Annotated in this window: 17 protein-coding genes and 1 pseudogene; 16 read left to right on the forward strand and 2 right to left on the reverse strand. The window is 67.6% G+C overall.

All coding sequences use genetic code 11. From position 1 onward, the window contains the following. The first annotated feature begins 6 nt into the window (after window positions 1–6). The 11 genes from C3Y15_RS06385 to ugpQ all read left to right on the forward strand — a co-directional run bounded on the left by C3Y15_RS06385 (window position 7) and on the right by ugpQ (window position 11,245). Window positions 7–630, forward strand: a complete 624-nt coding sequence (locus C3Y15_RS06385; protein WP_060091975.1) for a hypothetical protein — start codon at window positions 7–9, stop codon at window positions 628–630. Then, a complete protein-coding gene (locus tag C3Y15_RS06390; RefSeq protein ID WP_060091956.1) occupies window positions 627–1,496 on the forward strand; it encodes a hypothetical protein in 870 nt (289 codons plus the stop codon). The genes C3Y15_RS06385 and C3Y15_RS06390 overlap by 4 nt, the downstream gene beginning before the upstream one ends. Beyond that, window positions 1,493–3,157: a type IV pilus secretin PilQ gene (gene pilQ, locus C3Y15_RS06395; protein WP_060091958.1), complete on the forward strand. Its 1,665-nt coding sequence runs from the start codon at window positions 1,493–1,495 to the stop codon at window positions 3,155–3,157. Before C3Y15_RS06390 ends, pilQ begins: the two co-directional genes overlap by 4 nt. A 40-nt stretch (window positions 3,158–3,197) precedes the next feature. Next, entirely contained in the window at window positions 3,198–3,752 is a 555-nt protein-coding gene (locus C3Y15_RS06400) for a shikimate kinase (protein ID WP_011883025.1), read from the forward strand. Further along, window positions 3,749–4,828 carry a 3-dehydroquinate synthase gene (aroB, locus tag C3Y15_RS06405; RefSeq protein ID WP_034194005.1) on the forward strand — a complete coding sequence of 360 codons (1,080 nt, stop codon included), beginning with the start codon at window positions 3,749–3,751 and terminating at the stop codon, window positions 4,826–4,828. Before C3Y15_RS06400 ends, aroB begins: the two co-directional genes overlap by 4 nt. A 41-nt stretch (window positions 4,829–4,869) precedes the next feature. Continuing rightward, a complete protein-coding gene (locus C3Y15_RS06410; protein ID WP_011883027.1) occupies window positions 4,870–6,078 on the forward strand; it encodes a deoxyguanosinetriphosphate triphosphohydrolase in 1,209 nt (402 codons plus the stop codon). A 90-nt stretch (window positions 6,079–6,168) separates the two neighbouring features. After that, window positions 6,169–7,503: a sn-glycerol-3-phosphate ABC transporter substrate-binding protein UgpB gene (gene ugpB / locus C3Y15_RS06415; RefSeq protein ID WP_011883028.1), complete on the forward strand. Its 1,335-nt coding sequence runs from the start codon at window positions 6,169–6,171 to the stop codon at window positions 7,501–7,503. A gap of 97 nt (window positions 7,504–7,600) precedes the next feature. Next, entirely contained in the window at window positions 7,601–8,485 is an 885-nt protein-coding gene (ugpA, locus tag C3Y15_RS06420) for a sn-glycerol-3-phosphate ABC transporter permease UgpA (protein ID WP_011883029.1), read from the forward strand. Then, the gene (ugpE, locus tag C3Y15_RS06425; RefSeq protein ID WP_011883030.1) at window positions 8,482–9,327 is read left to right on the forward strand and encodes a sn-glycerol-3-phosphate ABC transporter permease UgpE; all 846 of its coding nucleotides are present in this window, start codon (window positions 8,482–8,484) and stop codon (window positions 9,325–9,327) included. Before ugpA ends, ugpE begins: the two co-directional genes overlap by 4 nt. Before the next feature lie 32 nt (window positions 9,328–9,359). Then, window positions 9,360–10,445 (forward strand): sn-glycerol-3-phosphate import ATP-binding protein UgpC, encoded by a 1,086-nt coding sequence (locus C3Y15_RS06430; protein ID WP_011883031.1) that lies wholly within the window; start codon window positions 9,360–9,362, stop codon window positions 10,443–10,445. Between the two features lie 35 nt (window positions 10,446–10,480). Beyond that, window positions 10,481–11,245 (forward strand): glycerophosphodiester phosphodiesterase, encoded by a 765-nt coding sequence (gene ugpQ, locus C3Y15_RS06435; protein ID WP_059696173.1) that lies wholly within the window; start codon window positions 10,481–10,483, stop codon window positions 11,243–11,245. A 168-nt stretch (window positions 11,246–11,413) separates the two neighbouring features. On the opposite strand, the gene C3Y15_RS06440 is transcribed toward ugpQ, so the two are convergent. Then, window positions 11,414–12,145 (reverse strand): OmpW family outer membrane protein, encoded by a 732-nt coding sequence (locus C3Y15_RS06440; RefSeq protein ID WP_011883033.1) that lies wholly within the window; start codon window positions 12,143–12,145, stop codon window positions 11,414–11,416. A gap of 192 nt (window positions 12,146–12,337) precedes the next feature. Between C3Y15_RS06440 and C3Y15_RS06445 the strand changes: the two genes are divergently transcribed. The 5 genes and pseudogenes from C3Y15_RS06445 (at window position 12,338) to thpR (ending at window position 20,667) form a co-directional block, all read left to right on the forward strand. Next, complete coding sequence (locus tag C3Y15_RS06445; RefSeq protein WP_034194003.1) at window positions 12,338–13,051, forward strand: transposase; 714 nt, start codon at window positions 12,338–12,340, stop codon at window positions 13,049–13,051. A 291-nt stretch (window positions 13,052–13,342) separates the two neighbouring features. Beyond that, the gene (locus tag C3Y15_RS06450; RefSeq protein WP_060091963.1) at window positions 13,343–18,046 is read left to right on the forward strand and encodes a glutamate synthase-related protein; all 4,704 of its coding nucleotides are present in this window, start codon (window positions 13,343–13,345) and stop codon (window positions 18,044–18,046) included. Between the two features lie 85 nt (window positions 18,047–18,131). Beyond that, a complete protein-coding gene (locus C3Y15_RS06455; RefSeq protein ID WP_011883036.1) occupies window positions 18,132–19,598 on the forward strand; it encodes a glutamate synthase subunit beta in 1,467 nt (488 codons plus the stop codon). A gap of 329 nt (window positions 19,599–19,927) precedes the next feature. After that, window positions 19,928–20,116, forward strand: a pseudogene (locus C3Y15_RS06460) (sodium:alanine symporter family protein); the annotation flags it as partial. After that, complete coding sequence (gene thpR, locus C3Y15_RS06465) at window positions 20,113–20,667, forward strand: RNA 2',3'-cyclic phosphodiesterase (RefSeq protein WP_034194001.1); 555 nt, start codon at window positions 20,113–20,115, stop codon at window positions 20,665–20,667. The pseudogene C3Y15_RS06460 and the gene thpR, both read left to right, overlap by 4 nt. Window positions 20,668–20,779: 112 nt before the next feature. Here the strand turns inward: thpR and C3Y15_RS06470 are convergent, their stop codons facing one another. Continuing rightward, window positions 20,780–22,546 (reverse strand): ABC transporter ATP-binding protein/permease, encoded by a 1,767-nt coding sequence (locus C3Y15_RS06470; RefSeq protein ID WP_059463948.1) that lies wholly within the window; start codon window positions 22,544–22,546, stop codon window positions 20,780–20,782. Between the last annotated feature and the right edge of the window lie 163 nt (window positions 22,547–22,709).

Below are 22,709 nucleotides of genomic sequence, written 5' to 3' on the forward strand. Positions count from 1 at the left end.
GCCGGCATGGGAGCCGGGCCGGCTATCGCGAGCCGAGCCGCGCTCGGCGGCTTCAATCTGCTGCCGTACCGAGAGCGCGTCGCCCAGGTGTTGCGCCGTCGGCGCGCGACGCATCTGGGCGCGGCCATCGTGCTCGGCGTGCTCGCGGCCGGTCTTTGGACGGGAGCCGCGACCGTGTGGCGATGGAACCTCGACGCCGAGCGCGCGCGGCTGGACGCGCAGTTGCGCCAGTGGCAGCCGCAGCTGGATGTCGCCCGGCGTGCCGCCGGCGTGGCCGCGGATGCCGCGCAACGCGACGCGCGGGCCGCCGAGCTGGCTGCACCGTCCCGGCGCGTCGTCGCGTTGCTCGCGATACTGGCGCATGCGTCCGACGACTCGGTGCGACTCGACGCGCTGCGGACGACTTCGTCCGGCGCCGTGCTCGACGCGCGCGCGCCGACCTACGCTGCGGCCGCACGGTGGCTTGCCCGGATCGCGGGCGGGGAGCCCGGCTGGCAATTCGACCTCGGCGCGCTGACGCCCGCTTCGCGTGCGCCGGACGCGGGCGCCGCCGCGCCGTTCCGGTTCTCCGTGCAGGTGCGCTGGCACGATGCGTCGTCGCGGCCGAACGTGAAGGGAGGCGGCGCATGACGGCGCTCGCGCATCGCTCCATGCCCGGCGCGGCGCAGCGCCTCGGCCGCGTGACGCGGATGTCGCCGGCCGCCGCCCACGCGATAGGCTGCGTGCTGGCATTCGCCGCCGTCGCGTGCGGCGTCATATATCTGATGGACGCGGCCGACGCGAGCGGGCTCCATCGCAGCCGCGCACTGCTGGCGACCGCGCACGCGCGCGTCGCGGCTGCCCGGCGGATGCTTCCGACGGCAGCCGCCCAGCAGCGCGACCGCGGCACCGCCGCGCAGCGCGACACCGACGCGCCAGCCACACCGGCGTGGCCCGCGCTGCTGCTGGAACTGGCGGACCTGGCCGGCGCGAGCGGCTTGCGGATCGTGTCGATCGAGCCGGGCAGCACCGACCAGACGGCGCCGGAAGGCCGGCGAACCGTTCGAATGGTCGCGGAAGGCGGTTTCGCGGCGCTGCTGCGGCTGACGGACGGCGTGGCGCGCTTCCAAGCGCTGGTGGTGCCGACGCGCCTGCAGATCGAGCGGAAGGCGTCCGCCGCCCGGATGGACGTGACGCTCGACGTGTTCCCGGGGTTGCGGCCCGCTTCGATGCCCGGCGATGCCGCTGCGCCGCCTGCCGTAACGGCGGCCGGCGATCCGTTCGGCGGCACGGGCGAGCCGATGTCCGACGATTCCGCACCGCGCCTCGCCGGCACGATTCGCGACGCTCGTGCGGCGCTCGCATTGTTCGAATCCGGCAACGGCAAGTTCTCGACGGTCGCGCCCGGCGACGCTCTCGGCGCGGCGCGCGTGACGCGTGTCGAGGCTGGCGCGGTAACGCTCGCGACGGCCGACGGCGCACGCCGGTTCGTCGTGGACGACGGAGGCAACCCATGAGCCGGCATGCATGGTGGGCGATCGTACTCGGCGCCGGGCTGGGCGCGTCGGCGGCACAGGCGACGCTGCCGCCTTTGCCGCCGTCAGGATGGCCGATCGCGTCGATATCGCTGCACGGCGCCGACGTGCCGTTGCCGCAAGGCGCGCCCGACGGCCCGACCGTTGCCGCCGACGCGCCGGCCCGCGCGTCGGCCGAGCCAGCGCCGTTCAACGCGGCGGCGCGCACGGTGCACGACGCAGGCGCGAGCGCGTCGTCGGCGTTGCCGCAGCAGCAGCCGGTGCTGGAAGGTCCGCCGATTCCATTGCCGCCGCCCACGCGGATGAACGACCCCGCGGCGCGGCATGCGGGCGACGCGGACGATGCACGGCGAATCTCGCTGAATCTGCAAGGCGCCGCGCTGGCCGCTGCGTTCGACGCGCTCGCGCGCTTCACCGGCCTGAACATCATCGTCGGCGAGCAGGTGCGCGGCACCGTCACGTTGCGTCTGAACAATGTCCGTTGGCGCGATGCGTTCGATACGCTGCTCGACACGCACGGGCTCGCGATGTCCCGGCGCGGCAACGTGATCTGGGTCACGCCGGCGGCTGAACTGGCCGCACGGGAGCGCGAGCGCTTCGAAACCCATGCGCGCGCGGCCGAGCTGGAGCCGCTCGCGAGCCGCACCTTCGCGCTGCGTTACCCGCGTGCGGCGGACGTGCAGCGGCTGCTGTCCGGCGCGACCGGCCAGCGCCTGCTGTCCAGACGCGGCGCCGCGGCCGCCGATCCGCGGATGAACCTGCTGTTCGTCACCGATCTTGCGCCGCGCATCGCCCAGATTGCGGAGCTGATCGACGCGATCGACCGAGCTTCGCGACAGGTCCGGATCGAGGCGCGGATCGTCGAAGGCGAACAGGGCTTTTCGCGCAACCTCGGTGCGCGCGTCGCGCTGCGCGCCCACGGGCGCGCCCCGGCGGCCGACGGCGCGACGGCCGCAACCGACACGCGCAATGCGCTCGATCTGACGGCCCGCGCCATCGGCGGCCTCGACGCGGCCACGGCCGGCTTCACGCTGTTCGCCGCGCCGCTCAGTCGCGTGCTCGACATCGAGCTGAGCGCGCTGGAGGCGCAAGGGCGCGGCCAGATCGTTTCCAGGCCGCGCGTGGTGACGGCCGATCGCGTGAAGGCGATCGTCGAACAGGGTTCCGAGGTGCCGTACCAGGCAAAGGTCGGCAACGGCGTGAGCGGCGTGCAGTTCCGCCGCGCGACGCTGAAGCTCGAGGTCGAGCCGCAGATCACGCCCGACGGGCGCGTCGTGCTCGACCTCGACGTGACGAAGGACAGCATCGGCGAGCCGACCGCGGCCGGTCCGGCGATTCATACGAAGCACGTTCAGACGCGCGTGGAGGTGGAGGACGGCGGTACGGTCGCGATCGGCGGGATCTACGAGCAACTGAGGCGGGACGATGTGACGCGCGTGCCGCTGTTGGGCAGAATACCGGTTCTGGGCGCGCTGTTCCGGCACCGCGCGCGCAGCGACCAGCGCAGCGAACTGGTCGTCTTCATCACGCCGACGGTCGTCGGCGCACGTTGCGACCCCGCCGTGACGAGCGACGCCGATCCGGCACAAACGGGGCCGGAAGCCGACGGCGCAGGCTCGACAAGGCGGCCGCTTTGCCAGTAAGCTGCGCCACACACCAGCAAGATTCAAGCAGAGGAAGCCGTTGCAAGCGCGGGACCCACACGCAAACGTATTTTTCGTCGGCCTTATGGGAGCGGGTAAGACCACCGTGGGCCGTGCGGTCGCGCGCCGGCTCGACAGGACGTTCTTCGACTCCGACCACGAAATCGAGGCCCGCACGGGCGCCCGCATCCCGGTGATCTTCGAGATGGAGGGCGAGGCCGGCTTTCGCGACCGCGAATCGCAGGTGATCGCCGAGCTGACGCAGCGCGAGAACATCGTGCTGGCGACCGGCGGCGGCGCGGTGCTGCGCGCCGAAAATCGCGAATGCCTCAAAAACCACGGCATCGTCATCTATCTGCGCGCCAATCCGCACGATCTGTGGCTGCGCACGCGCAAGGACAAGAACCGCCCGCTGTTGCAGACCGACGATCCGAAAGCCCGCCTCGAAGCGCTGTACGAAGCGCGCGACCCGCTGTACCGCGAATGCGCGGATTTCATCATCGAGACGGGCCGCCCGTCGGTCAACGGCCTCGTCAACATGGTGCTGATGCAACTCGAACTCGCAGGCGTCATCGCCAAGCCGCTACAAGCATGATTACCGTCAACGTCGATCTGGGCGACCGCGCCTACCCGATTCACATTGGTGCCGGCCTGATTGGCCGCACCGAGCTGTTCGCTCCTCACATCAACGGTTCGTCGGTGACGATCGTCACGAACACGACCGTCGATCCGCTGTACGGCGATGCGCTGCGCGCCGCGCTCGCGCCGCTCGGCAAGCGCGTGTCCACCGTCGTCCTGCCGGACGGCGAGGCCTACAAGAACTGGGAAACGCTCAACCTGATCTTCGACGGGCTGCTCACCGAGCGTGCCGATCGCAAGACGACGCTGATCGCACTCGGCGGCGGCGTGATCGGTGACATGACCGGTTTCGCGGCTGCCTGCTACATGCGCGGCGTGCCGTTCATCCAGGTGCCCACGACGCTGCTGTCGCAGGTCGATTCGTCGGTCGGCGGCAAGACGGGCATCAATCATCCGCTCGGCAAGAACATGATCGGCGCGTTCTACCAGCCGCAGGCGGTCGTCGCCGATATCGGCGCGCTGGCGACGCTGCCCGATCGCGAGCTGGCGGCCGGCGTCGCCGAGGTCATCAAGACCGGCGCGATCGCCGATGCCGAATTCTTCGACTGGATCGAGGCCAACGTCGACGCGCTGAACCGCCGCGAGCCGGCCGCGCTCGTGCATGCGGTGAAGCGCTCGTGCGAGATCAAGGCGAGCGTGGTCGCCGCCGACGAGCGCGAAGGCGGCCTGCGCGCGATCCTGAACTTCGGCCATACGTTCGGTCATGCGATCGAGGCCGGGCTCGGCTACGGCGAATGGCTGCACGGCGAGGCGGTCGGCTGCGGGATGGTGATGGCGGGCGATCTGTCCGTGCGGCTCGGCCTGCTCGACGAAGCATCGCGGCAGCGGCTCGATGCGGTGATCGCCGCGGCCCGTCTGCCGGTGAGCGGGCCGGCGCTCGGCGAGGCGCGCTATATGGACCTGATGCGCGTCGACAAGAAGGCCGAGGCCGGCGCGATCAAGTTCATCCTGCTGAAGCGATTCGGCGATACGCTGATCGCGCCGGCACCCGACGAAGCCGTGTTCGCCACGCTGGCGAAGACCACCCGGTAACGGCGCTCCGGATGGCCCGGCGCCCCTGACATGGAGCACACGTGAGCGAGACATCCAGCAGCAAACCGATCGAAGCCGGCCGCGCATCCGTCGCGGCGCCGGCCGAGCCGCCGACGCTGGCGGCGCTGGAAGCCCATCTCGCTCCGTATGCCGCTCATGCGTCGCAGTCGCGTGGGCGCCGTCATGCCGAACAGCCGCCGGCGGCCCGCACCGAGTTCCAGCGCGACCGCGACCGCATCGTTCACTCGACCGCGTTCCGCCGGCTCGAATACAAGACCCAGGTGTTCGTCAATCACGAAGGCGACCTGTTCCGCACCCGTCTCACGCACAGCCTGGAAGTCGCGCAGATCGCGCGTTCGGTGGCGCGCAACCTGCGCCTGAACGAGGATCTCGTCGAAGCGATTTCGCTCGCGCACGATCTCGGCCATACGCCGTTCGGCCATGCCGGGCAGGACGCATTGAACGCGTGCATGCGCGAGCACGGCGGCTTCGAGCACAATCTGCAGAGCCTGGCCGTCGTCGACGAGCTCGAGGAACACTATGGCGCGTTCAACGGCCTGAACCTGTGCTTCGAGACGCGCGAAGGCATCCTCAAGCACTGCTCGCGCGAGAACGCGCGCAAACTCGGCGCGCTTGGCGAGCGCTTCCTGCAAGGCCGCCAGCCGTCGCTCGAAGCGCAGCTCGCGAACATCGCCGACGAAATCGCGTACAACAATCACGACGTCGACGACGGCCTGCGCTCCGGGCTGATCACGATCGAGCAGCTCGCCGAAGTCGAGCTGTGGCAGCGCCACTACGACGCCGCGCTCGCCGAGTTCCCGCATCTCGAAGGCCGCCGCCTCGTGCACGAGACGGTGCGCCGCATCATCAACACGCTGATCGTCGACCTGATCGACGAGACCACGCGCAATCTCGCCCGCGTCGCACCGGCCTCGCTCGACGACGTGCGCGCGGCGCCGCAGCTCGTCGCGCACAGCGAGCCCGTCGCCGCGCAGGCCGCCGCGCTCAAGCGCTTCCTGTTCAAGAACCTGTACCGCCACTACAAGGTGATGCGCATGGCCAACAAGGCGCAGCGCGTCGTCACCGGGCTGTTCGACGCGTTCATCGACGATCCGCGCCTGCTGCCGCCGCCGTACCAGTCGGACGATCCCGCGCAGCAGCCGCGGCTCGTCGCACACTACATCGCCGGCATGACCGACCGCTTCGCGCTGAAGGAATATCAGCGCCTGTTCGTCGTCAACGACAACTGACTGTCACAAACGATCACTAGACTTCGCCGGTTCAATGGCGATGGGAATGTTGCACACGCTGTTGGTAACGTTTTCATAGGAGAGAGGTCGATGAATAAGAAGCCTGCGGGGACCCTGGTTCGCTCGATCGCGCTCGGCGGCGCGTTGATGTTCGGGATGCAGCACGCGGCATGGGCCGCGACGGAAATCCAGTTCTGGCATGCGATGGAGTCGGCGCTCGGCGAGCGCGTGAACGAGCTCGCCGCGCAGTTCAACGCATCGCAGAGCGACTACAAGATCGTGCCGGTCTTCAAGGGCACCTACGACCAGGCGCTCGCGGCCGGCATCGCCGCGTATCGCAGCGGCAACGCGCCGGCGATCCTCCAGGTCTATGAAGTCGGTACCGCGACGATGATGCAGGCGAAGAAGGCCGTCGTGCCCGTCTACGACGTGTTCAAGCAGGCCGGCGTGCCGCTCGACGAAAAGGCGTTCGTGCCGACCATCGCCAGCTACTACAGCGACGCGAAGACGGGCCATCTGGTGTCGATGCCGTTCAACAGCTCGACGCCGGTGCTGTACTACAACAAGGACGCGTTCAAGAAGGCCGGGCTCGATCCGAACCAGCCGCCGAAGACCTGGGCCGACGTGCAGGCCGACGCGGAGAAGCTGCGCAAGTCCGGGATGTCCTGCGGCTTCACGACCGGCTGGCAGGGCTGGATCCAGCTCGAGAACTACAGCGCGTGGCATGCGCTGCCGTACGCGAGCCGCAACAACGGCTTCGACGGCGCCGACGCGGTGCTCGAATTCAACAAGCCGCAGCAGATCGCTCACATCGCGTTCCTGCAGCAGATGGTGAAGGACGGCACGTTCACGTATGCGGGCCGCAAGGACGAAGCGTCCGCGAAGTTCTACAGCGGCGACTGCGGGATCCTGACGACGTCGTCGGGCGCGCTCGCCAACGTGCAGAAGTTCGCCAAGTTCAACTACGGCACCGGCATGATGCCGTACGACGCGAACGTGAAGGGCGCGCCGCAGAACGCGATCATCGGCGGCGCGAGCCTGTGGGTGCTGGGCGGCAAGGACGCGGCCACCTACAAGGGCGTCGCGAAATTTCTCGCGTTCCTCGCGTCGCCGCCGATCGCCGCGAAGTGGCATCAGGAAACCGGCTATCTGCCGGTGACGACCGCCGCGTACGAGCTCACGCGCCAGCAGGGCTTCTATGCGAAGAACCCGAGCGCGGAAACGGCGATCAAGCAGATGATGAACAAGCCGCCGCTGCCTTACACGAAGGGGCTGCGGCTCGGCAACATGCCGCAGATCCGCACCGTCGTCGACGAGGAGCTCGAGCAGGTCTGGGCGCAGAAGAAGTCGCCGAAGGACGCGCTCGACTCGGCCGCATCGCGCGGCGACGAGCTGCTGCGCCGCTTCGAGAAGTCGGGCGGCTGAGCCCGCGTCGCGTTCGTGTCGCCGGCCGGCGCGTCGCAGTGGCGCGCGCGGGCGGCGGCACGGCCTCCTTTCCGCTTTGCCTGACCGGATCTCCGCGATGCAATCCCGTTCCAGTTTCGGCGCGAGCCTGCTGCCGTACCTGCTGATCGCGCCGCAGCTCGCGATCACCGCCGTATTCTTCCTGTGGCCGGCAGGCGTCGCGCTGTGGCAGTCGACGCAGATGCAGGACGCCTTCGGCACGTCGAGCGAATTCGTCGGCTTCGCGAATTTCACGCGTCTGTTCGCCGATCCGCTCTACGTCGACTCGTTCCGCACGACGCTGGTGTTCAGCACGCTCGTCACGGTGAGCGGGCTCGTCGTGTCGCTGCTGCTCGCCGCGTGCGCCGACCGCGTGATCCGCGGCGCGCGCGTGTACCGGACGCTGCTGATCTGGCCGTACGCCGTCGCGCCGACGATCGCGGCCGTGCTGTGGGCGTTCCTGTTCAATCCGAGCATCGGCCTCGTCACCTATGCGCTCGCCAAGGGCGGCATCGTCTGGAACCACGCGCTGAACGGCGGCCAGGCGATGTTCCTGGTCGTGCTCGCATCGGTGTGGAAGCAGGTCAGCTACAACTTCCTGTTCTTCTACGCGGGCCTGCAGGCGATTCCGCGCTCGCTGATCGAGGCGGCCGCGATCGACGGCGCCGGGCCGGTGCGGCGCTTCTTCAACATCGTGCTGCCGCTGCTGTCGCCGACCAGCTTCTTCCTGCTGGTCGTCAATCTCGTGTACGCGTTCTTCGACACGTTCCCGGTGATCGACGCGGCCACCGGCGGCGGCCCCGCGCAAAGCACGAAGACACTGATCTACAAGATCTTCACGGAAGGCTTCCAGGGCCTCGACATCGGCAGCTCGGGCGCGCAGTCGGTCGTGCTGATGATCATCGTCGTCGGCCTGACGGTGATCCAGTTCCGCTTCGTCGAACGCAGGGTGCAATACGCATGATCGAAAATCGCAAGGGCTTCGACCTGTTCTGCCACGCGGTGCTGCTCGCGGGCGTCGTCGTGATCGTGTTCCCGGTGTACGTCGCGTTCTGCGCGGCGACGATGAATGCGCAGGAAGTGTTCACGATCCCGCTGTCGCTGGTGCCGAGCACGCATCTGCTGGAGAACGTCGCGTACATCTGGAGCCACGGCAGCGGCGGCACGACCGCGCCGTTCGGCCGGCTGCTGGTGAACAGCTTCGTGATGGCGCTCGGGATCGCGGTCGGCAAGATCGCGGTGTCGATCCTGTCCGCGTACGCCATCGTCTATTTCCGCTTTCCGCTGCGCAACACCGCGTTCTGGCTGATCTTCGTCACGCTGATGCTGCCGGTCGAGGTGCGGATCTTCCCGACCGTGCAGGTCGTGTCGACGCTGCACCTGACCAACACCTACGCGGGGCTGTCGCTGCCGCTGATCGCGTCGGCGACCGCGACGTTCCTGTTCCGCCAGTTCTTCATGACGCTGCCCGACGAGCTGATGGACGCCGCGCGCATCGACGGCGCGGGGCCGCTGCGGTTTTTCTGGGACGTCGTGCTGCCGCTGTCGAAGACGAGCATCGCCGCGCTGTTCGTGATCACGTTCATCTACGGCTGGAACCAGTATCTGTGGCCGATCCTGATCACGACGGAGGCGTCGCTGTCGACGGCGGTGGTCGGCATCAAGACGATGATCGCGAGCGGCGACGCCGCAACCGAATGGCAATACGTGATGGCGGCGACGCTGCTGGCGATGATTCCGCCGCTCGTCGTCGTGCTGGCGATGCAGCGCTGGTTCGTGCGCGGCCTCGTCGATTCCGAAAAATGATCAACCTCCGGTAACCGGGAGAAGGACCAGGTATGGCTGCGCTGAGCTTGAAGGGCGTCAGGAAATCCTACGACGGCAAGCAGCACGTGCTGCACGGCATCGACGTGGAGATCGCCGACGGCGAATTCATCGTGCTGGTCGGCCCGTCGGGCTGCGGCAAGTCGACGCTGCTGCGGATGATCGCGGGGCTCGAGACGGTGACGGACGGCGAAATCGCGATCGGCGATCGCGTGGTCAACGCGCTGGAGCCGAAGGATCGCGACATCGCGATGGTGTTCCAGAACTACGCGCTGTATCCGCACATGACGGTCGCGCAGAACATGGGCTACGGGCTGAAGATTCGCGGCGTCGAGCGCGCGACGATCGACGAGCGGGTGGCCGCGGCGGCGAAGATCCTCGAGCTCGAGCCGCTGCTCGCGCGGCGGCCGCGCGAGCTGTCGGGCGGCCAGCGCCAGCGCGTCGCGATGGGGCGTGCGATCGTGCGCGAGCCGTCGGTGTTCCTGTTCGACGAGCCGCTGTCGAACCTCGACGCGAAGCTGCGCGTGCAGATGCGCCTGGAGATCCAGCGGCTGCATGCGCGGCTCGCGACCACGAGCGTGTACGTGACGCACGACCAGATCGAGGCGATGACGCTGGCGCAGCGCGTGATCGTGATGAACCGCGGCTACGCGGAGCAGATCGGCGCGCCGGTCGACGTGTACGAGAAGCCGGCGACGGTGTTCGTCGCCGGCTTCATCGGCTCGCCGGCGATGAATCTGATGCACGGCGCGCTGTCGGCGGACGGCGCGACGTTCACGGTCGCGGGCGGCGGCCCGGCGCTGCCGGTGGCCGGCGCACCGGGCGTCGGCACGACGATCGCCACCGGTCGCGACTGGGTGCTCGGCGTGCGGCCGGAGCATATGACGCCGCAGCCGGGCGTCGCCCAGGCGACGTTGCCGGTCGATTCGTGCGAGCTGCTCGGCGCGGACAACCTCGCGCACGGCCGCTGGGGCAACCACGACGTCGCGGTGCGGCTGCCGCACGCGGACCGTCCGGCGCGCGGCACCGCGCTGGCTGCGTCGCTGCCCGCGCATCGGCTGCACTTCTTTGATCCCGAAACCGGCCGGCGCGCCGGCTGACCCGACGAACCTCCGAACGAGCGACGAGGCTGACGATGACTTCCCGACCCGACTGGCCCTATCCGCGCGTCGTCGCCCATCGCGGCGGCGGCACGCTCGCGCCGGAGAACACGCTTGCCGCGCTCGACGAGGGCGCGCGGCGCGGCCACCGGATGGTCGAATTCGACGCGAAGCTGTCCGGCGACGACGTGACCTTCCTGCTGCACGACGACACGGTCGATCGCACGTCCGACGGAAGCGGGCCGGCGGCGGGCATGCGCTATGCGGCGCTGGCCGCGCTCGACGCCGGCGCGTGGTTCGACGCGCGCTTTGCCGGCGAGCGGATGCCGACGCTCGAGGCGGCGGCGGCGCGCTGCATGACGCTCGGGCTGGCCGCGAACGTCGAGATCAAGCCGTGCCCCGGCCGAGAAGCGGGCACCGGGCGGCGAGTGGCCGCCGATGCGGCGGCGTACTGGCACGGCGCCGCCGTGCCGCCGCTGCTGTCGTCGTTCTCGTTCGATGCACTGCGGCACGCGCGCGACGCGGCGCCCGCGCTGCCGCGCGGCATGCTGTACGAGCGCGTGCCCGACGACTGGCACGCGCAGGCCGTCGGCGCGCTCGACTGCACGTCGTTGCATGCGGACCACACGCAATTGAATGAGCCGCTCGTGCGGGCGATCAAGGCGGCCGGCCTGCGCATCCTGGTTTACACGGTGAACGACCTGGGCAGGGCGCGCGAGCTCGTGCGCTGGGGCGTCGACGCGATCTGCACCGACCGCATCGACCTGATCGGCCCGACGGCGCTCGACGACATCGTGTAAGCCCGCGCGAGCCGAATTCGTTTCGCGTTTCGCCAGCGTGCCTGACGCGAAAAAACGACGCCCCGGCGGTTTCCCGCCGGGGCGTTTTGCATCGTGGAGACGTTACGCTCGGAAAAATCCGCTACAAATTGCAGCAGGATTAACCATTCCCCAAATATTCGACTACGCTTAGAAGCGGTAGCCGACGTTCACGTACGTGACGATCGGGTTCAGCGCGATGCGAGCCTTCGACGTCTCGGTCAGCGTGCCGACCTGGGTGCGGCGGGCGGTCGTGAAGGTGGCGGTGACGCTCACCGGCACGTACGAGATCGACAGCCCGGCGAACCAGTGCTTCGTGAAGTTGTACGAGAAGCCGGCGTTGAACACGGGCGCCCACTGGTTGCTCGTGGTGGCGCTGGTCGGGCCGCCGAGCACGCCGTTCTCGAAGGTGCTGTTGGTGATCTTCGCGCCGGTGAACCAGACGTAGGTAGCGCCGACGCCGACGTACGGCCGGAACTTCGCGTTGGCGTCGTTGAAGTGGTAGCGCAGCAACACCGCCGGACTCCACTGGTATGCCCGGCCGAGCACGCCGAAGCGCGAGAACTGACCCTTGCCGGTGATGTCGAACTTCGGCGGTATGCCGAGAACGAATTCGGTGGAGATGTGGTCGGTAAGGAAGTAGCCGGATGCGAAGCCGAGCGTATCGGCGTCGTTGATGCCGGCGCCGGTGTTGGGAACGGATTGATTGACGGGCGTGCCGCCGACGCCGTACACGAACAGCGGGTCGCTGCTGTCTTGCGGTGACAGGTGGAACCAGCCGGTGCTGACGTAGAAATCACCTGCGGATTGTGCGTGTGCCGTGCCGCCTGCGGCCGCGAATGCGAGCGCAGCGGCCCCCGTAATGGCCAGTTTTCGTTTCATTGTGTCTCCTCCGATCAAAGGCGTGCTCATTATGACGACTGCGTTTAAAACCAAACAAGCTCGTAAGTTAGAGCTTTCTCCCTAGGATCCGCACGACCGTACGCTTTCGCGCCCCGCAGGGACAGGCATTCTACGCAAATGCGTAATTCGGACCCCAGGGTATTTCCTAACGCGTTCAAACGGACATTCAGCATGGCACGGTTAGCACGACTCTATGTTCCCGACCAGCCTCAGCACGTGATATTGCGCGGGCTGGATCAGCAACCCGCGTTCGTCGACGACCAGGACTACGAACTCTTCATCGATTGTCTGAAGGCGGCGGCACGCGATCACCATCTTTCGGTGCACGCGTACGTGCTGCTGCCGCGTCAGGTGCAGTTGCTCGTCACGCCGAGCGACGAGGCGAGCCTGCCGAAGGCGATGCAGGCCGTCGGCCGCCGCTACGTCGCGCACTTCAACCGGCGCTACTCGCGTCGCGGCACGTTGTGGGAAGGCCGCTACCGCGCGACGGTGATCGAAGGCGAGCGCTATTTCCTGCTCGCGAGCCGCGTGGTCGAGATGAGCCCGGTGCGCTCGCAGCTGGTGGCGACGGCCGACGCGTATCGATGGTCGAGCTACCGGCACCACGTGGGCCTGACCGTCGACAGCCTGATTACCGACCACCCGCTCTACTGGGCGCTCGGCAACACGCCGTTCGACCGTCAGCGCGCGTACAAGGAGCTGTGCGAACAACCGCTCGACGAGCGGCAGGCCGATCAGCTTCAGCAGGCGACGCTGAAAGGCTGGGTGCTCGGCGGCGACAACTACCGCGAGTGGGCCGCCCGCACCGCGAACCGGCGCGTGTCGCCGCTGCCGCGCGGACGCCCCAGAAAGGTGCGCGAAAACACGCCGCCGGCCCAGCAGTAGCGCCGGGGAGGCGGGCGGGGAGCGGCGCTGCGCGCGCCGCTTCTTTTTGCACCAAATCGTTACGGCCCCAATAAATAGGCACCACATCTGAGCATCTGTTTAATTGGGGTTCGATCATCCGGTTTTTGTTGCTATTCCCTTGATTCGTCGCGTATATTCCGAATTCCGGTGGCCCGGGCGCATGCAGCATGCCCAACCACCGTCGGCCGTGCCGTCTCCTGCCGGAGCGGGATCGACGGCAACAGAAAAATGGTTCAACGGCCCTCGAGGCCCCTTTACGACGGTGTCCCCATGAACGACCACCAGAAGCCGCTCGCCGCGGTGCCCGCCGCACAAGGTCTGTACGACCCGCAAAACGAACACGACGCCTGTGGCGTCGGCTTCGTCGCTCACATCAAGGGCAAGAAGAGCCACGAGATCATTCAGCAGGGCCTGAAGATCCTCGAGAACCTCGATCACCGGGGCGCCGTCGGCGCCGATCCGCTGATGGGCGACGGCGCGGGCATCCTGATCCAGATCCCGGACGCGTTCTATCGCGAGGAAATGTCGAAGCAGGGCGTGACGCTGCCGCCGGCCGGCGAATACGGGGTCGGCATGATCTTCCTGCCGAAGGAAAACGCGTCGCGCCTCGCCTGCGAGCAGGAGCTCGAGCGCACCGTGCGCGCCGAAGGCCAGGTCGTGCTCGGCTGGCGCGACGTGCCGGTCGACCATGCGATGCCGATCTCGCCGACCGTGAAGGCGAGCGAGCCGCTGATCCGCCAGATCTTCATCGGCCGCGGCAAGGACATCATGGTGACGGATGCGCTGGAGCGTAAGCTGTACGTGATCCGCAAGACCGCCAGCCACCGCATCCAGGCGCTGAAGCTCAAGCACGGCAAGGAATATTTCGTGCCGTCGATGTCGGCGCGCACCATCGTGTACAAGGGGCTGCTGCTCGCGGGCCAGGTCGGCGTGTATTACCGCGACCTGCAGGACGCGCGCGTCGTGTCGGCGCTCGCGCTCGTGCACCAGCGCTTCTCGACCAACACGTTCCCGGCCTGGGAACTCGCTCACCCGTACCGGATGATCGCGCACAACGGCGAGATCAACACCGTGAAGGGCAACGTGAACTGGCTGAACGCACGTACCGGCGCGATCGCGTCGCACGTGCTCGGCGACGATCTGCCGAAGCTGTGGCCGCTGATCTATCCGGGCCAGTCCGACACCGCATCGTTCGACAACTGTCTCGAACTGCTCGTGATGGCCGGCTATCCGCTCGTGCACGCAGTGATGATGATGATCCCGGAAGCATGGGAGCAGCACACGCTGATGGACGAGAACCGCCGCGCGTTCTACGAATACCACGCCGCGATGATGGAGCCGTGGGACGGCCCGGCCGCGATCGCGTTCACCGACGGCCGCCAGATCGGCGCGACGCTCGACCGCAACGGCCTGCGCCCGGCGCGCTACATCGTGACCGACGACGATCTCGTGATCATGGCGTCGGAAGCCGGCACGCTGCCGATCCCCGAATCGAAGATCGTCAAGAAGTGGCGCCTGCAGCCGGGCAAGATGTTCCTGATCGACATGGAGCACGGCCGCATCATCGACGACAAGGAGCTCAAGGACAACCTCGCGAACGCGAAGCCGTACAAGAGCTGGATCGACGCCGTGCGCATCAAGCTCGACGAAATCGAGCCGAAGGCCGAGGACGTGGCGGCCGGCCGCACGCAGGGCGCCGCGCTGCTCGACCGTCAGCAGGCGTTCGGCTATACGCAGGAAGACCTGAAGTTCCTGATGGCGCCGATGGCGGCGCAGGGTGAGGAAGCCGTCGGCTCGATGGGCAACGACTCGCCGCTCGCGGTGATGTCGAACAAGAACAAGACGCTCTATCACTACTTCAAGCAGCTGTTCGCGCAGGTCACGAACCCGCCGATCGATCCGATCCGCGAGAACATGGTGATGTCGCTCGTGTCGTTCATCGGCCCGAAGCCGAACCTGCTCGACACCAACAACATCAACCCGCCGATGCGTCTCGAAGTGTCGCAGCCGGTGCTCGACTTCAAGGACATCGCGAAGATCCGCGCGATCGACCAGTACACGGGCGGCAAGTTCAGCGCGTACGAGCTGAACATCTGCTATCCGGTCGCATGGGGCAAGGAAGGCATCGAGGCGCGTCTCGCGTCGCTTTGCGCCGAAGCCGTCGACGCGGTGAAGTCCGGCTACAACATGCTGATCGTGTCGGACCGCAAGACCGATGCCGACCACGTCGCGATTCCGGCGCTGCTCGCCACGTCGGCGATCCACACGCACCTCGTCCAGCAAGGGCTGCGCACGAGCACGGGCCTCGTCGTCGAGACGGGTTCCGCGCGCGAGACGCATCACTTCGCGCTGCTCGCCGGCTACGGCGCGGAAGCCGTGCACCCGTACCTCGCGATGGAAACGCTCGCGAAGATGGCCGAAGGCCTGCCGGGCGACCTGTCGCCGGAGAAGGCGATCTACAACTTCACGAAGGCGGTCGGCAAGGGCCTGCAGAAAGTGATGTCGAAGATGGGCATCTCGACGTACATGTCGTACACGGGCGCGCAGATCTTCGAAGCGCTCGGCCTGTCGAGCGACCTCGTCGAGAAGTACTTCAAGGGCACGGCATCGAAGGTCGGCGGCATCGGCCTGTTCGAAGTCGCGGAAGAAGCGATCCGCCTGCACCGCGATGCGTTCGGCGACAACCCGGTACTGCGCGACATGCTCGACGCGGGCGGCGAGTACGCCTACCGCGTGCGCGGCGAAGACCACATGTGGACGCCGGATTCGATCGCGAAGCTCCAGCACGCGACGCGCAGCAACTCGTACCAGACGTACAAGGAATACGCGCACCTGATCAACGACCAGACCAAGCGCCACATGACGTTGCGCGGCCTGTTCGAGTTCAAGGTCGACCCGACCCGTGCGATCCCGATCGACGACGTTGAGCCGGCGAAGGAAATCGTCAAGCGCTTCGCGACGGGCGCGATGTCGCTCGGCTCGATCAGCACCGAAGCGCACGCGACGCTCGCGATCGCGATGAACCGGATCGGCGGCAAGTCGAACACCGGCGAAGGCGGCGAGGACGACAAGCGCTACCGCAACGAACTGCGCGGCATTCCGATCAAGGCGGGCGAGACGCTGAAGTCGGTGATCGGCGACGAGATCGTCAGCGACATTCCGCTGAAGGACGGCGATTCGCTGCGCTCGAAGATCAAGCAGGTCGCGTCGGGCCGCTTCGGTGTCACCGCCGAGTACCTCGCGTCGGCCGACCAGATCCAGATCAAGATGGCGCAGGGCGCGAAGCCGGGCGAAGGCGGCCAGCTGCCGGGCCACAAGGTGTCCGAGTACATCGGCAAGCTGCGTTATTCGGTGCCGGGCGTCGGCCTGATCTCGCCGCCGCCGCACCACGACATCTACTCGATCGAGGATCTGGCGCAGCTGATCCACGACCTGAAGAACGTCAACCCGAGCTCGAGCATCTCGGTGAAGCTGGTGTCGGAAGTGGGCGTCGGCACGGTTGCGGCCGGTGTCGCGAAGGCGAAGGCCGACCACGTCGTGATCGCCGGCCATGACGGCGGCACCGGCGCGTCGCCGCTGTCGTCGGTCAAGCATGCGGGCACGCCGTGGGAACTCGGCCTCGCCGAAACGCAGCAGACGCTGGTGCTGAACCGCCTGCGCGGCCGCATCCGCGTGCAGGCCGACGGCCAGATGAAGACGGGCCGTGACGTCGTGATCGGCGCGCTGCTCGGTGCGGACGAATTCGGCTTCGCGACGGCGCCGCTGGTCGTCGAAGGCTGCATCATGATGCGCAAGTGCCATCTGAACACGTGCCCGGTCGGCGTCGCGACGCAGGATCCGGTGCTGCGCGCGAAGTTCAAGGGCCAGCCCGAGCACGTCGTGAACTACTTCTTCTTCGTCGCCGAGGAAGTGCGCGAGATCATGGCGCAGCTCGGCATCGCGAAGTTCGACGACCTGATCGGCCGCCCCGACCTGCTCGACACCCGCAAGGGCATCGAGCACTGGAAGGCGAAGGGCCTCGACTTCTCGCGCGTGTTCTATCAGCCGGAAGGCTGCGAGGACGTCGCTCGCCGCCACGTCGAAGGGCAGGACCACGGCCTCGAGCGCGCGCTCGACCACGTGCTGATCGAGAAGGCGAAGGCCGCGATCGAGAACGGCGAGCATGTGTCGTTCATCCAGCCGGTGCGCAACGTGAACCGGACGGTCGGCGCGATGCTGTCGGGCGTGATCGCGAAGAAGCACGGCCACGACGGCCTCGCCGACGATGCGGTGCACATCCAGCTGAAAGGCACGGCCGGCCAGAGCTTCGGCGCGTTCCTCGCGAAGGGCGTGACGCTCGACCTCGTCGGCGACGGCAACGACTACGTCGGCAAGGGCCTGTCGGGCGGCCGGATCATCATCCGTCCGACCAACGACTTCCGCGGCAAGTCCGAAGAGAACATCATCTGCGGCAACACGGTGATGTACGGCGCGCTCGAAGGCGAGGCATTCTTCCGCGGCGTCGCGGGCGAGCGCTTCTGCGTGCGCAACTCGGGCGCGACGGCGGTCGTCGAAGGCACGGGCGACCACGGCTGCGAATACATGACGGGCGGCACGGTGGTCGTGCTCGGCGAAACCGGGCGCAACTTCGCGGCCGGCATGTCGGGCGGCGTCGCGTACATCTACGATCCGGAAGGCACGTTCGCGGCGAAGTGCAACAAGGCGATGGTCGCGCTCGATCCGGTGCTGCAGCAGGCCGAGCAGGAGCGCACGGTCGATCGCGCGCTCTGGCACGCGGACACGACGGACGAAGCGCTGCTCAAGGGGCTCGTCGAGCGTCATTTCCAGTTCACGGGTTCGCCGCGCGCGAAGTCGCTGCTGGAAAACTGGGACGCGGCGCGCCGCCAGTTCGTGAAGGTGTTCCCGAACGAATACAAGCGCGCGCTGGGCGAGATCGGTGCGAAGAAGGCGGCGAAGCAAGCGCTGGCCGCCTGAGCGACGAACGACATAGCGAATGCCGCGCGCGCCTGACGGCTGCGCGCGGCTCCCCCACCCGATACACCGAACAGAAGAGCACCTTATGGGCAAGGCAACCGGTTTTCTGGAGTTCGAACGCCGCCACGAGGCGTACGAAGCACCGCTCACGCGCGTGAAGCACTACAAGGAATTCGTCGCGGCGCTGACCGACGCGGACGCGAAGGTCCAGGGCGCGCGCTGCATGGATTGCGGCATCCCGTTCTGCAACAACGGCTGCCCGGTCAACAACGTCATTCCGGACTTCAACGATCTCGTGTACCGCCAGGACTGGCAGCAGGCGATCGAAGTCCTGCATTCGACCAACAACTTCCCGGAGTTCACGGGCCGGATCTGCCCGGCGCCGTGCGAGGCGGCGTGCACGCTGGGGATCAACAACGATCCGGTCGGCATCAAGTCGATCGAGCACGCGATCATCGACAAGGCCTGGGCCGAAGGCTGGGTGAAGCCGCAGCCGGCCGAGCACAAGACGGGCAAGAAGGTCGCGGTCGTCGGCTCGGGCCCCGCGGGCCTCGCGGCCGCGCAGCAGCTCGCGCGCGCCGGCCATGACGTAACGGTGTTCGAGAAGAACGATCGCGTCGGCGGGCTGCTGCGTTACGGGATCCCCGACTTCAAGTTGGAGAAGTGGCTGATCGACCGCCGCATGCGCCAGATGGAAGCCGAAGGCGTGACGTTCCGCACCAGCGTGTTCATCGGCAAGGAGCCGCTGCCCGAGTCGATCGGCAACCTCGCGAAGGAAACCATTTCGCCGGACACGCTGAAGGAAGAATTCGACGCGGTCGTGATCGCGGGCGGTTCGGAAACGCCGCGCGACCTGCCGGTGCCGGGCCGCGAGCTCGCCGGCGTCCATTTCGCGATGGACTTCCTGCCGCAGCAGAACCGCGTGAACGCCGGCGACAAGCTCACCGACCAGCTGCTCGCGAAGGGCAAGCACGTGATCGTGATCGGCGGCGGCGATACGGGTTCGGACTGCGTCGGCACGTCGAACCGTCACGGCGCGAAGCAGGTCACGCAGTTCGAACTGCTGCCGCAGCCGCCGGAAGAGGAGAACAAGCCGCTCGTGTGGCCGTACTGGCCGATCAAGCTGCGCACGTCGTCGTCGCACGAGGAAGGCTGCGAGCGCGATTGGGCGGTCGCGACGAAGCGCCTCGAAGGCAAGAACGGCAAGGTCGAGAAGCTGATCGCGGTGCGCGTCGAGTGGAAGGACGGCAAGATGCAGGAAGTGCCGGGCTCCGAGTTCGAGATGAAGGCCGACCTCGTGCTGCTCGCAATGGGCTTCACGCAGCCGGCGGCGCCGGTGCTCGACGCGTTCGGCGTCGCGAAGGACGCGCGCGGCAATGCGCGTGCTGCCACCGAAGGCGAGCGCTCGTACTACACGTCGGTCGACAAGGTGTTCGCGGCCGGCGACATGCGCCGCGGCCAGTCGCTCGTCGTGTGGGCGATCCGCGAAGGCCGCCAGTGCGCGCGCTCGGTCGATGCGTACCTGATGGGGCATTCGGAACTGCCGCGCTGATTTCGGCCGCGAGCAGGTTTCGACGAGACGGGCGTCCGCGAGGGCGCCCGTTTTTTTATGGCAGCCGACCGCCCGTGGTGCGCGGTCGCATCGTGCGCGTCGACGCATCTTCGCGATGCGTCGCCTAATCTGATCACATCGGGTCGCGATGTCATGCGAGCGCCGATCGTTTCCGTTTGCGGTTTTCGGGCGGGCTGCCCGATCCGATCATGTCGTCCCGACGGCGGCGTTCGCGCGGCCGGCGCATATGACCGAGCCCTGTAGAAGGATTGAGGATGAGCGCATCCGTGCCTGGTCTGTTCAACGCCGCCTACGGGATCGTGCCGGCGATGGCGGTCGTCAACTTCGTTGCGAGCCTCGCGCCCGGCAAGCATGCGCGTGCCGCGTGGGGAGACTATCGCCGGCAGCGCATCGCTAAGCCGGCGTTCGCGCGCCACACGATCCCGGCACGCGCATGCGTGCTGCCGGCCGGCGCCGATGCGCTGGCCGACCCGCGCGTCGCGGCGCGCGAATCATGAACGGCGACCGGCTCCGTGCATTCGTCGCGCTGATGCCCGATCGGGCATCGAGCGACGCGCTGCATGCGTTGCCGGTCACGCGCGGCGCACGCCGCACGCCGGCGGCCCAACTTCACGTGACGCTTGCATTCATCGGCGCGATCGAGCGCCCGCGGTGCGACCTGCTGGCCGCGCGTCTGCCGGCGCTCGCGGCCGCCCACGCGCTGCCGCTGCAGCCGGTCGAGCGGATCGCATGGTGGCCGAGCCTGCCGCGCGCCAGGCTGATCGTGGCCGAACTCGCGGCCGATCCCGCGTGCGCGGCGCTGAACGCGGCGTTGTCTGCGGTGTTGCGCGAGCTCGGCGTGCCGGCCGATCACCGGCCGTTCCGGCCGCACGTGACGCTCGCACGGCTGCCGCGCGACGCGGACGGGCAGCCCGCGCATGGCGGCGCGATCGGCCGGCCGCTCGCGCTGCGCTTCGACGCGCTGACGTTGTTCGAAAGCCGGTTGTCGCACGAAGGCGTGTCGCATGTGCCGATCGTGTCGGCGCCGATCGCGGCTGCGGGCGGGTAGGGCAGAAGGGACGGCGAGCCGGTGCAGCGCGCCGGCTCGTTGCTTCGCTGCATAACGAGTGCAGCGCTAGTCAGGAATGCCGCGCCATGCAGGAGCGCAGCGTTACAGGGCGCTACGCGGCAACCTTGTCGTCGTCGTTCACGCGCTCGACGTTGATCGTGCCGACGTGGAACTCAGCCAGCGCCTCGCGATGCGCGATGCTGACGATCGCCGCTTTCGGCAGCCGTTCGGCGAACAAGTGATAGAGCCGCGCTTCGTTGTCGGCGTCGAGCGCGCTCGTCGCTTCGTCGAGGAACAGGAAGTCGGGCTTGTGCAGCAGCACGCGCGCACCCGCGAGCCGCTGCTGTTCGCCCGGCGACAGCACGCGCGTCCAGTGGCCGGTTTCGTCCAGACGGTCGACGTAGCCTTCGAGGTGGCACGCGCGCAGCGCGTCGCGGCATGCGTCGTCGGTGAAGGCATCGGGCGCGGCCGGATAGGTGAGTGCGGCCTTCAGCGTGCCGATCGGCAGATAGCTCGTCTGCGGCACGAACATCATCCGCGCGCCGACCGGCGCGTCGATCGCGCCGTCGCCGAACGGCCAAAGGCCCGCGAGCGCGCGCATGAAGGTGCTCTTGCCGGAACCCGACTTGCCGACCACCAGCCAGCGCGAGCCCGGCTCGATCGTCACGTTGCCGATGTTCGCGAGCGCGGTGCCGTTCGGCAGCGCGAGCTTCAGCGACGACGTCGACAGCTTCGCCGCATCGACGTAGTGCAGGTTGATGCCGCCATGCTCGGTCGCGGGCGACAGGCTTTCCTTCAGATGCGACGTGCCCATCACGCGCTTGAATTCGCGCAGACGGTTGACGGTCGCGCGCCATTCGACGAGGGTGCCGTAGCTGTTGATGAACCACGAGAACGAATCGCTGACGGTGTTGAACGCGGACGAGATCTGCATCAGCACGCCGAACGAGAAGGCACCCGCGAAATAGCGCGGCGCCGCGACGACGAGCGGGAAAATCATCGCGATCTGCCCGTAGAAGCTCAGCACGAACGTGAGGCGCTTCGTGTATTTCATCACGCGCCACCAGTTGTCGCGAATGCGCATGAACAGGCCCTGCGCATTGGCGGTCTCGGTTTTTTCGCCGTCGTAGAACGCGATCTGCTCGGCGTTCTCGCGCACGCGGATCAGCCCGAAGCGGAAGTCGGCCTCGACGCGCTGCTGCTGGTAGTTGATCGACACGAGCGGGTGACCGACCTTCTGGATGATCACCGAGCCGACCACTGCGTACAGTGCGGCCGCCCACACCATGTAGCCGGGAATCGTGATCGGCGTCGCGCCGAGCGAGACGCTCAACGCGCCGGCAAGCGACCACAGGATCGTGATGAACGACACGAGCGTGACGACCGTCGACAGCAGGTCGAGCGACAGCGCGAGCGTCGTCGTCGCGAACGACTGGAGGTCGTCGGTGATCCGCTGGTCGGGGTTGTCGGCGAGGTGGTCGCGCTCGATCCGGTAGAACGCGCGATCGCCGAGCCACTGGCCCAGAATGCGGTCGGTGAGCCATTGGCGCCAGCGGAAGCCGAGCATCTGGCGCAGGTAGCGGCCGTACACCGCAAGGATGATGAAGCCGAACGCGAGCGCGGAGAACTGCATCAGCAGGTTCGGGAATTCGTGGACGTCCTTCGACTGCAGCGCGTTGTAGAACTGCGCGTTCCACTTGTTCAGTTTGACGTTGATCCAGACCACGCAGAGGTTGATCGCGACGATCGTGATCAACAGCCCCCACGCGACCTTCCATTCGGACGACACCCAGTAGGGCTTGATGAGGCTCCACGCGGATACCGGGCGCTCGTCCTGCGGCGCGGCGTCGGAGCGGACGGGATCGATCGATTGGGTCATGTGCTTCCTGGTGAGTGGCCGGCGCGCGGGCCGGGCGGACCGGACGCGCGCCGCGATACGAGATGCCGGCGACGAGGTGCCGACCGACAGCGGGCGTCGGGATGGTCGCCCGCGCGCCTTAAACGGCACTTAAGGCCGGCGGTGACGCGGCAACCGGCCGCTC

Source organism: Burkholderia sp. B10 (assembly GCF_004368385.1).
Taxonomy (GTDB): domain Bacteria; phylum Pseudomonadota; class Gammaproteobacteria; order Burkholderiales; family Burkholderiaceae; genus Burkholderia; species Burkholderia vietnamiensis.